We start from the raw sequence: 15310 nt of genomic DNA, 5'->3' as shown, positions 1-15310 counted from the left end.
TGGTGAAGGGCTTGCCGAAGCGATGGTAGTATATTTAAGTAAATTAAACATTCAAACATTTAACTAAAGCTCGCCGCCGCGCTATGCTGGGAACGCGGTAGGCACTCACGGAAGGAGACGGCGCTGCTTGGTTCGATTGTGTCGTTCATAGGTCATGTTGTCGACGCCGCGGGATCGGTGGTCGGTTACCGGCGGGGGACCGAGGAGCCCGATCACAGTGTCGAGAAGCTCACCGCCGGGGTAGAGATCCGGCATTACGGTGCACGTCTGGCGGCGCAGACGGTGGTCACCGCCGACGAAGAGGCGGCGCGCAACACCGGGTTTCGGCGGTTGGCCCGCTACATTTTCGGCGCCAACCGAAGCGAGGCGAAAATAGCGATGACGGCCCCAGTGGCCCAAGAAGCCGCAGGTGAAGACAAGTGGGTAATCCGGTTTTTCATGCCCTCGAACAAAACGCTGGAAACTTTGCCAGAACCTGTCGACGCAGAGGTCAACTTGGTCAGCGTGCCCGCGCAGACCATCGCGGTGCGCCGATTCAGCGGAAGCCGCAGCCGTCGCGCTGTGTCCGAACAGACTTCGAAACTGCTGAACACACTGCGCGAAACCGGGTTTGAGGTGATTGATAGGCCGGAAGCCTGGTTCTACGATCCGCCATGGACGGTTCCAATGCTGCGCCGCAACGAAATCGCGGTTCCGGTCAAGCCGAATCCGTAATGAGTGCCGCGACGTGGATGTCCGGTAGGCCGTGAGCTAGGAGCGGCACATGGCGGTCATTCTCGCGTACTGCTCGCCCGCGCTGGGGCATGTGTACCCGATGGCAGCCCTATTGTGTGAGCTGGCTACCCGCGGCCACCGGGTCCACGTGCGTACCCAGGCCGGTGAAGTCGCGGCGATGCGCGCAGTAGGGCTTTACGCCGAGGCCGTCGATCCCAGGATCGAGTCCATTACCGGAAGCGATTGGTTGGCGCGCAATGCGTTGGGCGTTCTTGAGATGTCCATCGACGTACTTTGCCGGCGTGCGGTGATCGAGGTGGACGACGTACGGCGCGCGATCGCACAAATTCGCCCCGCTGCGATCGTGGTGGACGCCAACTGTTGGGGCGCGATGTCGATGATCGAGTCGAGCGCCATTCCCTGGCTGGTGTTTTCACCGTTTACGCCGTACTTGCGGTCGCGTTGCGCACCTCCGTTCGGCCCCGGCTTGCGGCCACTTCCCGGCGTGCTCGGCGCGGTACGCGACGCCGCGGTGCGACCTGTCGTGAGGCACCTGTTCGACCGGCCGATGTTGCCCCCTGTCAACAACATTCGTAGCCGCTTGGAGGTGCCGGCGGTTCACTCTGTCGACGAGTTGATGCGCCGGGCACCGCTGCTGTTGGCGGTCGGCGGTGAACCCTTCGAGTACCCGCACCCCGACTGGGGCGACGCCGTGCACTTCATCGGTGCCTGCGTATTCGAACCGGCCGCGTCGACCGTGCCGGGCTGGCTGGACGAGATTGACCGGCCCCTCGTGCTGGTCAGTACGTCATCAATCGCCCAAGCAGACGCCAAACTGGGCCGGATCGCCATGGTTGCGTTGGCCGATGCGCCAGTTCACGTCGTTGCGACATTTCCGGCCGGGGTGCCGGCCGGTCTTCCGCAAACGCGCAATGCCACCGTGTGCCGGTTTCTTCCCCACGGGCCGGTACTTGATCGCGCCATTTGCGCGGTCACCCACGGGGGAATGGGGAGCACGGTCAAGGCACTGGATCGCGGCGTCCCGGTGTGTGTAGTGCCGTTTGCTCGCGATCAGGCCGAGGTCGCCCGCCGGGTGCAGGTCGCCGGTTGCGGAACCCGGTTGCCGGCCAACCGGCTCACGGCGGCGCGACTGCGCGCCGCGGTGCTCAGCTCGGCGGCGAGAGTTGACGGCGCCCGACGCGTCGCAGCCGGATTTGCGGCCACCGGCGGTGTCGGGCACGGCGCGGACCTGATCGAGCAGCGTTTGCTATCGGGGGTGGGTACAGCACTACCCGGTCGTATTCTGCCGCCCTCGCGACCGCGCCCCGTTCGTTGACGGCTTGGCGCCGTCGCTGCACAGCTGGTCTTCGAACGTGCCCATCGCCTCGATCATCGCCATGAACACGCGGTGAGCGGCGACTAGGTCCTTATCGGATAGATCGGCCATAGCCGCGCTGAGATGGCCACCCAACGGCTTGAAGAACGTGTGCGCCAGCGTCATACCGCTATCTTCGTAACGCAGCAGCCACTTGCGACGATCGTCCGGGTCAGGTTCGCGACGGATGTGGCCCGCTTCGATCATCCGGTCCACGAGGTAGGTGATAGCCGCTGGTGAGACGTCCATGCGCTGTCGTAGCTGAGCCAAAGTCAACGGTTCGCCAGCGGTCTCACTCACCATGATGTGCAGCAGGGCGTGAAAGTCGTTGCTGCTTACCTCGTTGAGACGCGCGTAGTGCCGGCCTACGCGATCCGAACGTGCGGTGATCGCCCGTATATCGGCCGACAGCTGCCGTTCAAGTTCCGCACGGGTGGGCGCTGGATCATTACCGCGGCGCTTGCTGACCTTTGGCGCATCCTTCATCAGAAACACCAGCCTATCTGCGCGCCGGCAACAGTCCTAATGCCGCCGGCCGGGTGTTGGTCGCAACACCGCCCCACCGTCGCCGCGCCAGCAGGATCCACGAGACCGCGGCCGCGGCAAAAGCAAGCGTTTGTGCGGTACCGATTCGGTTGGCCGGACAGCACACTCCTTCGACATAGCGACCGATGAATCCGCTTTTCGGCAACGGACCCACTCCGGCTCGAGCGCGTGCCCAGTCCTCCAGCGATGTCAGCGGGCAGGGCCAGTGCAGTGCAACGACACCGATGCCCCAGCACACACTGGGCAGGTGCAGCCAGAACGTACGCGGCCACCGCAACGCCAGGAAGCCGCCGCTGGGCAGATAAATGAGATAGCCGAAGTGGGCGCCGATGCTGGCGGCGACGACGGCGAAATATATCTTCCGCATCGCTGATTCAGGATAGCCGTTCAGGCCTGCCCGAGTCGCGCACACAGCGAACGTCGGCGCGCTCAGCGTCGCGCACGCAAGTGGTAGCGGCGTTCGGCATAGGCCATATCGTCGCGCCACAGCCGACGTGCGGCATAGCGCATCAGTGGTGTCACCAGAGGCGCCGCCTTGAGCGCAGCCCGAAATCCCGGGCGCGGCGAATGCGCGAAAGTCGCCTCGAGCACGGCAACGCTGGGCTTGCCATCCGGTCCGGGACCGATTGGGGTGGCGTGGGTTTCGACGACGCTGCCGCTGCCTTCGCCCTCGACGATTCGCATCACGATGGTGCGTGCGTCGGGGCAGGTGAATTCGGCGATCGTCGGCACTCCCAAGCGCCCGATGCGGAAGGTGACCGAGACCAGGAAGCGGTCATCGTCGGCGGTCGGAGTCGTGAGCACCTCGAGTCGGGTGAATGAGTGCGGGTGGAACCATCCGCCGTGCCAGGGGTCGAGGCGGTTGGCGATGATGTCGCACGGTTCGCAGATTCCGACCATGCGGGTGACGGCCGTCAGTTTGTGCGCGCCCGGGCGCGCCGCGATCACCGGCTTGTCCAGCGGTGCTTCCCCGCCGGCCGAGTCAAGGCGCACCCACGCCAACACGCCGTCGTCGAAACTGGGGAAGGGGCTCCATCCCAATCTGCACGTCTGGCCGTCCAAAGCCAACCCGTGCCAGCGGCAGAACAACACCCCTGCACGCACGACGCCGGTCGCAAGGTCGGCGCCCAGATGGGGGCAACTACCCGGACCCACTACCAGCCGACCGTGCCGGTCGCGCCAGGCGACGAGTTCGACGCCGGCCACTTGCGCGCCGACGGGACCGCTCGCCCGCACATCGCGGCTTGCCGCGAAGGCATACCAGTTCCCGGTGGGCCGGCGCTGTGACCGCTGCAGGGCGGCGTCAATGATGCTCGGCTGTGCGGCGCCGTAGGTGGGGCGCTGCTGCGACCATGATTCCCGCGAAACCACTTGCAGCGGCCAGTCTTTCGGCCAGCGCGCACGGATACGATCGCTAACGTTCATGTTATTGCCGTCGTCGTTGCCGGTCGGCGAGTGAGCGCAGCAGCGGCGACCGTCCGCGGGTGGGGACGGTGCACAGCTCGTGGCCGGCCAGCCCCCACCGCTTTAGTAGATGATTGGCTGCCGACCAGCCGGTGGTGGCCGCGCGTTCCATCAGTGCCACCGGCAGATCGATGCGAATGCCGTCGCCGGCCAGTGCCAGTCCAGGGTGTGGCGAAACGACGGTCGGACGCCGGGTGTAGGTCCCCGGTGTGAACAGGGGGCAGTCGCTGCGCCGCAGCACGCGCTGGTGAACAACCCGTGCCCTAGTGGTTTCTGGATACAGCTGATGCAGCCGGGCCATCGCGGCTTGACTCGTGGCTGCGGAACTTGTTGCATAAGAGTGTAATTCGATTACTGAACCGTGTTGGCTCTGTGACCAGTCGGCGGCTTCGCGTTCGTAGCGCTCCAAAACGCTGATGTTATCCAGCGGTGGATGGCCTGCGGTGCCTAGGAAGGCAGCCCGTCCGGAATCGACCGGCTGGTCCAGCCAAAGCCGATGCACCACGAACGACGGCGCCGTCCGCAATCGCCGTATCTGCGCACGCCACAGGTCGTTGCCCAGAGTCGGTGAGGCGGCGACTATTCGTTGCAGGCCGCCCACGTCGACGGCGAGCACCACCGCGTCCGCGTCCAGTCGACCACCGGAATCGGTATGGATGCCAAATGATTCGGTGACGTCGCCGGCTACCTGCAGCACCTGCTCGCCAAGCCGAAACCGAACGCCGCGCTCGCTGAGGTAGTCGCGCAGCGGGTTCCAAAGGCTGACATCGAAATTGGCGTTGGCGACGTCGAAAATCAGCCCCTCGGCAGAGCCCAGGAAATAGATGTGGAACATAGTGGCCAGCTCGCCGGCCGAGAGTTGCGACGGTTCGGCGAAGAAGCTGCGGGAGAACACCTCAAACGCGAGGTGGCGTGCCGACTCCGGAAAATTGATGCTCTTCAAGAAGGTCTCGGCGTCGATGTGGTCGAGCCGGTGATAGATGTCGGGCACCGAAACGGCGGCCAGCGGCGCCGCCGCGCCGGCGTCGATGCGAGCGAGGTCCGAGAGCCGAAACGTCGGGCTGCGCAGCGCGAACGCAAGGGCGTTCCACGGCGGAGTGCGGGGTAATCCGCGGAAACTGTCGCGCCGGCCGGCGCCGTCGATTAGGGGATAGTCGTCGACCGGCGTCAGCATCGACAGTCGCGGATCGATGCGTCGCAGCAAGGCGCGCAGGTTGTAGTACTGGCGGAAGAATGCGTGAAATCCGCGATTCATCGCCAGCGCGGTGCCGTCGTCGGTTTCTGTCCAGCCGCCTACGCGCCCACCTAGATACGGCTGGCTCTCCACGACTTCCACGTCGACGCCGCGTTCGGCGAGTCCGGTCGCTGCCGCAAGCCCGGCGATGCCAGCGCCGACGACCACCGCCCGCGGTCGCGACGTGAGTGCACGCGCGGTGGGCAGTCCGGGGGAGGCCGGGTGGTGCTGGCGGCGGCGGTCGGTCATCGCGGGGCCTCTCCGATAAAGGTGTGGACGATGTCCTTTTCCCAGCCTGGCATGGATTCGCTGCGCACTGAGGTGAATCCGGCGTCACTCATCCGCTGCCGTAGCCGTGCCGCGCCGTCGAAAGTCAAAACGCTGCGCCACAGGTGCCGGTACAGAGTGGTGCTACGGGTTCGCCACCAGCCTGCGGGAATGATGATGCCCCAGCACACGGCGTGCCAGACGCGGGTGGCGGCACGCGAATCGCGCACCGAATACTCGTGTAACGCCAACGTTGCGCCTGGCCGTAGCAGTGTGCGGAAAGTTCGAAGTTGACCGTCCGGGTCTGCCAGGTTGCGCAACAGATAGGCGGCCAGGATGCCGTCGAAGGGGCCGGTGATGCCATGTCGGTCGAGCTCCTCGATACGGGCGTGCACGAATCGCACCGAGGGCGGCCACGATTTCGCCTGTGCCGCAGTCAACATTCCGCGCGCGGCGTCGACGGCGATGATTTCGGCTTCGGGTGCGGCGGCCAGCAGCGCGGCCGTCGACGCACCGGTGCCGCAGCCCGCGTCGAGCAGCCGCAGCCCGCGCCCGCGTTCCGGCAGGCCCATGCGCTGCGTGGAGCGCCGCAAATTCGCGTGGTAGCCAGGATTAGCGCCCACCAACCGATCGTAGGCGGCCGCGCCGGCATCGAACGCATTCGGCACTTCACTGCGCGAAAGGCCTGTTCTATTCATCGCCGCCCGCTTACCCGCTGTCGCTCCCATAGCAGCAACACCGCGGTGACCATCGCGAAACCAAACAAGAAGTCTTCGATTGGAATGTCGAACGGAAAGCGCAGCGCGCTGGTCTGCCGCTCATCGTAGATGACGATGGGGGCGCTCAGTTTGGTCAACCAGCCATCCACGGGTATCTGGAAGCCCAGCACGATGAGCATGGATAACCAGTAAGCGGGCCGTCGAAACAAGCCGGTGTGCAATACCGCGAGTTCGAGTACGCACACTCCAAGCACCGCGGTAATCGCTGGAACGGTATACCCGAGCCCGGTCATCGCCGCTTGCTCCGATCCAGGATCACGGTGACCGCGTTGTAGGTAAGCAACGCGCACACCGGTATCACCACGAAGAAGCACAGCTCTTCGAGTGGAATCCGGGGCGGGATGCGCAAGCCGGTGATGTATCTGTCGTTGTACGTCCAGATCCGGGCGGCGATCGCCACCGCGTCCCAGACCAAGAACACGACCGCGACAGGTAGCACCGCCACCGCGGCCCGCTTGATTTGGCGATAGACGCCGCCGCCGAACATCTCCAGCGGGGCGGTGATCAGCAAGCACAACCCCAGCACGATCAAGTACTGCCAGCGATCGCTCACGCCGCGCCGACCTGTCGTCGCACCCGCCACGACCGCAGCAGTGCCCCGCCGGCGACCTGAAGTCGTCGCGTCGTCCCCACGGTAGCGCGGTGACTGAATACCGAAAAGTCGCTGTCCTCAATGCAATCCAAGATCTCTGAGTACAGGGTAAGCGCGGTGGCGACGCACGGTTGGGAGCGCGGTGCGAGCATGGCAATCCCATGCCTGGCGAATCGGTACGTCTGCCGGGTGATGTCGTGTTGAGCCGCTAACGCCGCCCGGACGCGCGAATCGGTGCGGCGGTGGTTGTGACACCACAGCATCAGTTCACGGTCCACGCCAAACGTGCCCAACTCGTCGGCCGGCAGGTAGATGCGGCCGCGCATCAGATCTTCATCGATATCGCGCAGGAAGTTGGTCAGCTGAAACGCGCGGCCCAGCGCGGCAGCGTACGGGGCGGCCTCGTCGGCGCCGGAGATCGTTCCCAGCACCGGAAGCATCTGCAGACCAATGACTTCCGCCGATCCGCGCATGTAGCGGTTGAGCGCGTCGCGGTCGGGATAGTCGGTGACGGTGAGGTCCATCCGCATCGAGGCAAGGAAGTCCTCGAACAGATCTGCGCTGATCCCGTAGCGGCGCACGGTGTGATCGACGGCGGCCAGGACCGGATCTTGACGGTGGTCGCCGCCGGCGAAAAACCGGTCGGACAGCTGCTGCAACCGTTCGGATCGGGTGGCGGCGTCCAGGTCCGGGTTGAACTCGTCGAGGATGTCGTCGGCATAACGGGCGAACGCGTACAGGGCGTGTACCGCCGGGCGCTGGTCGGGGGCCAGCAGCCGAGTCGCCAGGAAGTAGGTGCGGCCGTTTTCGGCCGCGATCTGCCGGCAGCGACGGTAGGCGCTGCGCAGGAGCGGGTCGGCTATTCCGGCGGCGTCGAATTCGTTGCGGATCATGGCAATCGGGCTTTCAGGTCGAGGCTGGCGGAGGACCGGTCGGGCGTGCCGGTGATGCGGTCGGCGGCCAGCCGGCCCGAGATCAGCGTGGTGGGCACCCCGACGCCAGGCACCGTCGATGACCCGGCCAGCACCGCGTTCTCGATACCGCGCACCAGATTCGCCGGCCGGAACGGCCCGGTCTGGGTAAAGGTGTGCGCCAAGGCGAACGGCGTGCCGGCCGTCATGCCCCGGTGGGCCCAATCGGCAGGCGTGTCGAGGTGCAGCACTTCGGCGTCGTCCAGGTGGGGCAACAGCCGCTCTCGCACCGTGTCGAGCATGCTTTGCGCGTAGGCCGGGCCGGTATCGGCCCAGTCGATATTTCCGCGGGACAGATTGGGCGCCGGGGCAAGCACGTAGAGCAGATCGCTGCCGGCCGGGGCCAGCGTCGGGTCGCTGGCCGTCGGCCGGGTCACCAGCAGCGAAGGGTCGCGCATGACTTGGCCCGCTTGGATGATGTCGGTGAACGTCTGCTCCCACTCAGAGCCGAAAAGTATTGTGTGGTGCGCTGTGTCGCGTGGCAGCGCCGAGCAACCGGCGTGCAACACCACCGCAGAAGGCGCTGCGCGCAGCGGCAGGATTCGTCGTGGTCGCCGGCCCAGCAGTTGATAGGTGTGCGGCAGTTCGGTGGTCAACACCACCGCATCGCAGGCGACGCGCTCGCCCTCGGCCGTGATCACCGCGGTCACCCGCGCACCGCTGCGGTCCAGGCGGGTTACCGTCGATCCGTAGCAGAAGCGGACCCCGGCGTCTTGGGCGGCGGCGGCCAATGCCTCCGGCAGGGCGCGCACGCCGCCGCGCGGAAAGTAGACGCCCGAAATGGTGTCCATGTAAGCGATCACCGCGTAGACGGCCAGTGCGTGTTGCGGCGCCACTCCGGCATACAGCGACTGGAAGGTGAAAACCCGCCGCAATTTGGCATCGCTGATGTGGCGCCGCACCATCGTGTCCCAACGACGGAATCCGCCGATGGCGGCGAGCCGGCCCAACTGGGGCGTCAGCATGGACAGCGGCGAGTCGAAGTTGGCGGAGATGAATCCGGCGAACTCCGTTTGGTACAGCCGTTGCAGCCAATCCCGCAGCGCGCGATAGCCGGCGGCCTCGCGCGGGCCGGCGAATTCCTCGATTGCTGCGGCCATCCGGTCTGCATCGCTGTGTACGTCGATGGAGCCGCCGTCGGCGAACAGGGCTCGGTAGGCCGGGTCGACGGGCAACAGATCCAAACGTTGAGAACTGCTTTCGCCGACGGCGGCGAACGCCTCGTCGATGAGATCCGGCATGGTCAGTACGGTCGGCCCGGTGTCTATCCGGTAGCCGGCTATGTCACGGCGGCCCGCCCGGCCGCCTGGCCACGCCTCGCGTTCCACCACGGTGACCTGACGGCCACGACCGGCGAGGTGCAGTGCTGCCGAAAGCCCTGCCAGCCCCGCGCCCACCACCACTACGTGGTCGGTTCGACCCCTTACCGTATGCATCAGCCGAACACCATCGCTTTCATGCGGCCCGCCGCGTGCAAGCGCCGGCCATGTCCGAAAGCGCTGTTGTGATCGCGCTGGGAATGCCGCTGGCGTCCAGAGCTTCTCGGGCGAGACCGATCCGATCGTCGATCATCCTTTCGATGTACTGCACGGCACCGGTGGCAAAGATCAAGCTCCGCCAGTGATCCACGGCGGCCTCGTCGAGCTGATCGCTGTTAATCAGCTGGCCGAATTGCCGCCGGGTCGATGCATCGGCCATCTCGTAAGCGGCGACGACCACGCTGGTCGCCTTGCGTTCCAGCAGGTCCCCTGCATTGGGTTTGCCAGTGGTCTCCGGGGAACCGAAGATGCCCAGAATGTCGTCGCGAAGCTGAAACGCCTCACCGACCGCGGTGCCGTACTCACCCAGTTTGAGCAGTGCGTGCTCGGCGCAACCGGCCATCGCCGCGCCGATCTCCAAAGGCCGACGCACGGTGTAGTTGCCGGATTTCTTGCGGGCCACCTCCAGCACGGATTCCATCGCGGGAAGGCTGCGCAAATCCATTGCCAGATCTGCGAATTGACCAACGGCGAGCTCGGTGCGCATTGCGTCGTAGCGAGGCCAGGCTCGCTGCAAATGGTGGCGTTTGAGCCCGCAGTCTCGCAGCATCTGTTCGGCCCAGATCAGGCACATGTCGCCCAGCAGGGTAGCGGCGGACTCCCCGAACCGGCGCGACGAGCCCGACAGCCCTCGCTGGCTGTGCCAGCGAGCGAATTGCACGTGGGCCGCAGCCCGTCCCCGGCGGGTGGGGGAGTCGTCCATGACGTCGTCCTGCAGCAGCGCGAAGCTGTGCAGCAACTCCAGGCTGGCGGTGGCCGACAAGGCCGCATCGCTGTGTGCTGCCCCGCAAAGCCAACCCAAGTACATGAACGTCGACCGCAGGCACTTGCCGTCTTTGACGAATTCCAACAGGATGTCGCCGGCCACGTCGACACCGCAGGCGCCCAGTGCATCGGCGGCACGGGCCGATACGAAGTCGGCGACCTCGGCCAGGACCGTCTGGCGCAGACTTGCACGCCACTTGTCGAATTCTTCGGTGGCCGGCCAGCGCAGTCCGGGGCGCGCGGGGTCCACCAGGCGGACCCTGGGAAACTCGCGCACTGCCACTTCGGATGCCTCCCTGGCGATATCGGGCAGTCGCCGACTCGATCGGCTGAGGTTCACGCGTGGTACCCCCTCCAGGAGAAAACAAACCACTGACGGGTGCTGCCGACACGAAGCAGCCCCGGCCGTGCCGGGCAATGAGCTTCAATTATTTAAACGTTAATTTACTGAATGAGTGTGCGGTACGCCAGTCCGGGTTCGGCAGGAATCTGGAGTACGTGTTTTACGCCTTGGCGGGATCGTGTCCACAACTCATCAACGAGAAGCGCCAGCCGTGTCTTCCACCACGCTGCTCGGGCGGCGCGCCAAATGACGCCGGGCATAGTGGACAACCTTGCGCATGTGCGCGTAATCGGCGTAGGTGAGTTCCGCCCGCTTGGTTCTCAGGATCTTCACGATACGACGGCCGCTGGCGTGGCCGGTCGACTCGCGGCCGCCGCGCTTCTGCCCAAACGGCGCGACTCGTCGGACTCAAGCCATTTCTCGAGCTCGAGCGGTGCCATGTTGACGCTCTCGCGGAATTGCGTCCATATGGTCGGCTTGTCGTCAGTCATCGGTGGGTGCTCGCCTCACTCTGCGTGCCGCAGCGCGCCGGGCTTGTGCACGGCGTCCGCGCCGGTCTTGCTACTGCGCACCCCATACTGCGGCTCGTCTTCAGACGCCCGCACCGTGCGCCCTGCCGCCCGAGTGTCAGCGGTGATCTTGGCTTCTACCACGCCTTCGACGGTCCTGCCGTGGCCTTTCCGCGTCACTTGGTCGACTTTGCGAAACGCCTTGTCGCTCAAGGTGATCACCACCAGACTGAGTCGGTTTTTTGCCATGCAGCCGCGCCGCGGTGGTGATATCGCGAGCGATGCCGTCGAATGCGAGTTTGCGTAGGGGAGCTAGCGCACTCCAAAAAATCTGCCCTCCCAGCCCGTAGGGCTGAAACAGCGCGCGCTGACGGTAGATCGAGCCGCCATCGCAGGGCAGTACGCTCAGCTCCAGCCATAGCCGTCCGGGCAGGGGAATGTCGGCTCGTAGCCGCAGCATCTTAGGCGCGTCGAGGTGCTCCACCCGCCACCAGTGCAGCGATTGTCCGTCGTGCAACCCGCCCTCAGCGGGTCGATGGGCGGCCCGCGATCGTACTTTGACCCAGCCGCGTAACGGCCACCCCCAGGGCAGCGATGACCAGGTGTCGTCGGCGGCCGCGACTTCGATGGCCCGCCACAGTGTTGCCGAGTCGGCAGCGGTGACGCGTTGCCGGTCATCTTCGTGCAGCGGCCCGCCGGCCCAGTCCGGGTCGGTGCGCAGCGGCTGCGATGGTGCTTTTTCTCCGTCGGCGCGTGAGAACCGGGTGCGCAGCCCTGTCTCCCGTACGTGAGTCAGCGCCAGCTCGACCGCGTCCTCGTAGTGGGTCAGTCCGCCGCTGGGATCGGGGATGTATTCGGCGATGTCACGGTCGGCGCACACCACATCGTTTTCCAGTGACTCCATCAACGATGTGGCGAGTTGGCGAGGGATCGGGGTGACGAACTCAACCCACCGTGCTGAGAGCCTCGGCGTCAGTACCGGTACCGGCAGCGCGAGTCGCCGCGGCAGCCGCGCGACGGCGGCATACTTACGGATCATCTCGGTATAGGTGAAGCGGTCCGGGCCGCCGATGTCGAAGGGCCGATTCACCTGCGCGTCCAGCGTTGCCGCCTCGACCAGGTAATACAGCACATCACGCACGGCAATCGGCTGTATGCGAGTACGTAGCCATCGCGGGGTGACCATGATCGGCAGGCGTTCGGTCAGATATCGCAACATCTCAAAGCTGGCCGAACCGGCTCCGATGATGGCTGCCGCGCGCAGCTCGACGGTCGGCACACCCGACTCCTGCAACAGCTGGCCCACCTCTTCGCGCGACGCCAAATGTTCAGAGAGCCGCTGGCCTTCGGGGATGATGCCTCCGACGTAGACGATGCGCGACAGCCCAGCCGCTTTGGCGGCCGTAGCGACGGTGCGAGCAGAACGCTGGTCGAATTCGACGAAGTCGGGCCTGAGCAAAGAGTGCACCAAGTAGTACAGGACTTCCCGGCCGTCAAGCGCCGTGCGGACGCTTTCGGCGTCGTCTACGTCGCCTGGACAGACTTCGACTTGGCTACGCCACGGCACGTCGTCGAATTTGGCGGGCGTGCGGGCAAATACCCGGACTGTGTGCCCGGCCGATAGGAGCTGTGGAATCAGCCGCATACCGAGGTAACCGGTGGCGCCGAATACGACGCACTTCATTGTCCGCTCCTTGCCGGGTTGTCGCTGGGGGCGGCCGTGTGAGCCGCGTGGCCCGCAGTGCGCCGCGCTTCTTTCATTTCGGCCTCGAACACGTGGCGCCGGCCACCGCACAGCGCGGACCGCACCTTTCGTTCGACTTGCTGGAAGCACCGGTAATAGCCGTCGTCGTAGTCCTCCACGACCTGAAAACTCCATCGCCCGGGCAAGACGTTGCGGCCAATCAATTCCGTGTTGATGTGTTCGGCCAACGCCCTTTGGGCGATGTCGCGCAGCTCGGCAACCGCTTCGTCCAAGAGCAGGTCCGCACGGCCGGTGAGCTGGTGGAAGCTGTAGAGGTGGCCGCGGGCCCGTTCAATGGTTTCCAGTGCTTCAGAGATTTTTCCGGTTGCTTGCACTGCGCCGTCGTCGACGCCGTCAGGGCGGCGACGACCGATGTTTTCCGGATTGTCCGAAGTCTGCATTGATCTACCTCCTCGGCCGCGGTGCCAGAGTATCGCCGGGCCAGTAACAACGAAAACTTAATTATTAAGTAACGATGATTTAGCGTAGCCTGGTACGTGAAAGCCACCCCGCGGAGCAACGTTGCTACGCAGTGGGTTTCATTTGCTCGCCGGCGGGAACACGGCGCACGTGAACCTTTCCAGCCTCGTCACCGTGCCGTTTCAATGGGGAGCCGCGATCCGGGGAAAGCGGTTCTTCCATCCGCTGGGCGTGCTGACCCAAGGATCGATTGAGCGCGTCGCCCCAGATGACCAGGGATTACCCATTCCCACCTCCGGCGTCGTCGCCCGTATTTCGAAAGCCGTCGGCACACCTGGTCCGATGCCCGATGCGATAGGACTCGCCCTCCGGGTGCCCGGTCCCGGCGACGCGACCAAGCCTTGGGACATGCTGCTGGTTTCGGCTGCCTCGGGTGCGATCGGTCGAGTTCTGGCCCTTCGGCCGGTCGGTTCGTGGACGTCACAGACCATGACGACGCTCATGCCGCTGCAGTATCACGGCAAACGATGGTGGCTGCGGGCGCGCATCACCACACCCGTCGACGGTCCAGGATTGTCTCTGGCTGCGGTCCGCGCCCGCATCTATGACGGCGGGATTGAGATGGAAGTCGACCAAGCTTGCGGCGCCGGGCATTTCGACCCGCTAGCTCACGTCAAGTTGACGAAGGTCACCTCGCCCGGGCTTGATGACGATGTGTCTTTCGACCCAGTCCTCAATACCCCGCCGGGTGTCAGCCTGTACCCGGATTGGCTGGCCGGCCTCCGCAAGAGCGCCTACGCACAGAGCCGGGAAGGTAGGGACGGGAGCTAGGGTGCAGTGGGCCCGGCCGATTGGCGGCCGGGCCCACTGCACGCACTCAAAGCTACTGGCGCGCCTTCTGGCGTGATTCCGCCGCCTTTGCGGCTCCGCGGGCCGACTCGGCCTCAGCTTCCCGCTTAGCGGCGTTGCGTTGCGCATCGGCCTTGTCCTGCTGAGCCTTTGCCTCCTGCGCCAACCGCTCGTTGCCGAACACCAAACCGACGACCTGCTTGATCGCACCCTTGACGCCCTCGACAATGCCGCTGACGGCTTCCAGGGGTCCACTCTTGTGTGCCATGTCTGCCTTTCGTTGCTTATCGGCGATACGGCGGAATTGTCCGCCCAGCTATCCCAATTCCCAATGCGCGTAGACCGGAAACCTCAGCAGGCCAGCGCATGCGGCCAAGTCGCCTCGAATAGCGGCTGGAACAGTACAGATGCCCGATCCAGTGACCGTCGCCTCAGTAAGCGTCCGACTGCCCGAATAAAAAGTCTGCCAATGGGGTACAGCCTTCGCTATGGAGGTGAAGGTGGCAGCTCGGCGACTCGCGCGGGCCGAGCGGAAGGTGGTGCGGTTGCAAAGGCGTATCTGGCTTGTTCAGCTCGCGCTGTGGCCGACCGGAATCGCAGCTGTGGCAATGGTGTTCGTTGGGGCGTGGGTCGTCTGGCGACGCAAGGCGGCAAACGCCGAGCAAATCTCCCCGGCTGAATCACCAGACGCGCCGGTTCAGCGGCCTGCGCCGCCAACCATGCCGGAGAGCAACTGACGCCGTTCGGCGAGCGCACCTTCGATTAGCTGCAGTGCTTCAGGGACCGATTCGACGACACGCATCCCGTGACCGTTGACGATACGCAGCAGTGGGCGCATGGCACTACCCGCGACAACGGTGCAGTGCAGCCCAACCGCGCGATGTTCACGATTGAGGGTGAGCAACTCCGAAAACCCCTCAACACCAAGGAAATCCAGTTGGCTGAGATCAAGTATCAGCGGAGCCTTGGAAAACCGGCGAATCTCTGTTCCAATCCGGGCTGCGTTCGTCGCGTCGATCTCTCCGTCACAACGCAGGACGGTGGCCAAACTGCGCGCGTAGACAAACAGCCGAGCCCCGGCGCAGTTGATTCCACCCCGGCAACGCGGGCGCTGGTCCTGATCCTCCGGTGTACCTAAGACATGCATTTCGATCGTGCCCATCAGGTGAGGGGTTATCAGCTGCGGACTCAACCTTGGTG

General features: G+C 65.0%; 18 protein-coding genes and 1 pseudogene. 3 read left to right on the top strand and 16 right to left on the bottom strand.

The window, feature by feature from the left end:
• Positions 1-123: 123 nt before the first annotated feature.
• Positions 124-714 carry an SOUL family heme-binding protein gene (locus tag AWC27_RS02665; protein WP_085669063.1) on the top strand — a complete coding sequence of 197 codons (591 nt, stop codon included), beginning with the start codon at positions 124-126 and terminating at the stop codon, positions 712-714.
• Positions 715-763: 49 nt separating this feature from the next.
• A complete protein-coding gene (locus AWC27_RS02660; protein ID WP_085669062.1) occupies positions 764-2050 on the top strand; it encodes a glycosyltransferase in 1287 nt (428 codons plus the stop codon).
• Here AWC27_RS02660 and AWC27_RS02655 read toward each other — a convergent pair.
• The 14 genes and pseudogenes from AWC27_RS02655 to AWC27_RS02590 all read right to left on the bottom strand — a co-directional run bounded on the left by AWC27_RS02655 (position 2003) and on the right by AWC27_RS02590 (position 13242).
• Positions 2003-2575: a MarR family winged helix-turn-helix transcriptional regulator gene (locus AWC27_RS02655; protein WP_085669095.1), complete on the bottom strand. Its 573-nt coding sequence runs from the start codon at positions 2573-2575 to the stop codon at positions 2003-2005. The genes AWC27_RS02660 and AWC27_RS02655 overlap by 48 nt on opposite strands.
• Before the next feature lie 13 nt (positions 2576-2588).
• Complete coding sequence (locus tag AWC27_RS02650; RefSeq protein ID WP_085669061.1) at positions 2589-3002, bottom strand: DUF2784 domain-containing protein; 414 nt, start codon at positions 3000-3002, stop codon at positions 2589-2591.
• A 62-nt stretch (positions 3003-3064) separates the two neighbouring features.
• Positions 3065-4060, bottom strand: a complete 996-nt coding sequence (locus AWC27_RS02645) for a Rieske (2Fe-2S) protein (protein ID WP_085669060.1) — start codon at positions 4058-4060, stop codon at positions 3065-3067.
• A gap of 1 nt (position 4061) precedes the next feature.
• Entirely contained in the window at positions 4062-5582 is a 1521-nt protein-coding gene (locus AWC27_RS02640; RefSeq protein WP_085669059.1) for an FAD-dependent oxidoreductase, read from the bottom strand.
• Complete coding sequence (locus AWC27_RS02635) at positions 5579-6298, bottom strand: class I SAM-dependent methyltransferase (RefSeq protein ID WP_085669058.1); 720 nt, start codon at positions 6296-6298, stop codon at positions 5579-5581. The genes AWC27_RS02640 and AWC27_RS02635 overlap by 4 nt, the downstream gene beginning before the upstream one ends.
• A complete protein-coding gene (locus AWC27_RS02630; protein WP_085669057.1) occupies positions 6295-6612 on the bottom strand; it encodes a lycopene cyclase domain-containing protein in 318 nt (105 codons plus the stop codon). Before AWC27_RS02630 ends, AWC27_RS02635 begins: the two co-directional genes overlap by 4 nt.
• Positions 6609-6932 (bottom strand): lycopene cyclase domain-containing protein, encoded by a 324-nt coding sequence (locus AWC27_RS02625; protein WP_085669056.1) that lies wholly within the window; start codon positions 6930-6932, stop codon positions 6609-6611. Before AWC27_RS02625 ends, AWC27_RS02630 begins: the two co-directional genes overlap by 4 nt.
• Positions 6929-7864: a phytoene/squalene synthase family protein gene (locus AWC27_RS02620; RefSeq protein ID WP_085669055.1), complete on the bottom strand. Its 936-nt coding sequence runs from the start codon at positions 7862-7864 to the stop codon at positions 6929-6931. Before AWC27_RS02620 ends, AWC27_RS02625 begins: the two co-directional genes overlap by 4 nt.
• Positions 7861-9378, bottom strand: coding sequence for a phytoene desaturase family protein (gene crtI, locus AWC27_RS02615; protein ID WP_085669054.1), 1518 nt, complete (start codon positions 9376-9378; stop codon positions 7861-7863). Before crtI ends, AWC27_RS02620 begins: the two co-directional genes overlap by 4 nt.
• Positions 9379-9397: 19 nt before the next feature.
• On the bottom strand, positions 9398-10498 hold the full coding sequence (locus AWC27_RS02610; RefSeq protein WP_245846803.1) for a polyprenyl synthetase family protein: 1101 nt from the start codon (positions 10496-10498) through the stop codon (positions 9398-9400).
• A 282-nt stretch (positions 10499-10780) separates the two neighbouring features.
• A pseudogene (locus AWC27_RS02605) lies at positions 10781-11028 on the bottom strand (DUF3140 domain-containing protein).
• Positions 11029-11094: 66 nt separating this feature from the next.
• Positions 11095-11310: a hypervirulence associated TUDOR domain-containing protein gene (locus AWC27_RS02600; protein WP_085669053.1), complete on the bottom strand. Its 216-nt coding sequence runs from the start codon at positions 11308-11310 to the stop codon at positions 11095-11097.
• Positions 11216-12781 carry a DUF2867 domain-containing protein gene (locus AWC27_RS02595; protein ID WP_085669052.1) on the bottom strand — a complete coding sequence of 522 codons (1566 nt, stop codon included), beginning with the start codon at positions 12779-12781 and terminating at the stop codon, positions 11216-11218. The genes AWC27_RS02600 and AWC27_RS02595 overlap by 95 nt, the downstream gene beginning before the upstream one ends.
• Positions 12778-13242 (bottom strand): hypothetical protein, encoded by a 465-nt coding sequence (locus tag AWC27_RS02590; RefSeq protein ID WP_085669051.1) that lies wholly within the window; start codon positions 13240-13242, stop codon positions 12778-12780. The genes AWC27_RS02595 and AWC27_RS02590 overlap by 4 nt, the downstream gene beginning before the upstream one ends.
• Positions 13243-13411: 169 nt before the next feature.
• On the opposite strand from AWC27_RS02590, the gene AWC27_RS02585 reads away from it, so the two are divergent.
• Entirely contained in the window at positions 13412-14092 is a 681-nt protein-coding gene (locus tag AWC27_RS02585; protein WP_085669050.1) for a phosphodiesterase, read from the top strand.
• Between the two features lie 52 nt (positions 14093-14144).
• Here the strand turns inward: AWC27_RS02585 and mbp1 are convergent, their stop codons facing one another.
• Positions 14145-14378, bottom strand: a complete 234-nt coding sequence (gene mbp1 / locus AWC27_RS02580) for a microaggregate-binding protein 1 (protein ID WP_085669049.1) — start codon at positions 14376-14378, stop codon at positions 14145-14147.
• A gap of 429 nt (positions 14379-14807) precedes the next feature.
• The gene (locus AWC27_RS02570; RefSeq protein ID WP_245846798.1) at positions 14808-15272 is read right to left on the bottom strand and encodes an STAS domain-containing protein; all 465 of its coding nucleotides are present in this window, start codon (positions 15270-15272) and stop codon (positions 14808-14810) included.
• Positions 15273-15310: the final 38 nt, after the last annotated feature.

It is taken from the genome of Mycobacterium szulgai, from assembly GCF_002116635.1.
GTDB lineage: Bacteria > Actinomycetota > Actinomycetes > Mycobacteriales > Mycobacteriaceae > Mycobacterium > Mycobacterium szulgai.
The sequence above is the reverse complement of the archived record's forward strand: the minus strand, read 5'-3'. Positions and strand labels throughout refer to the sequence as shown.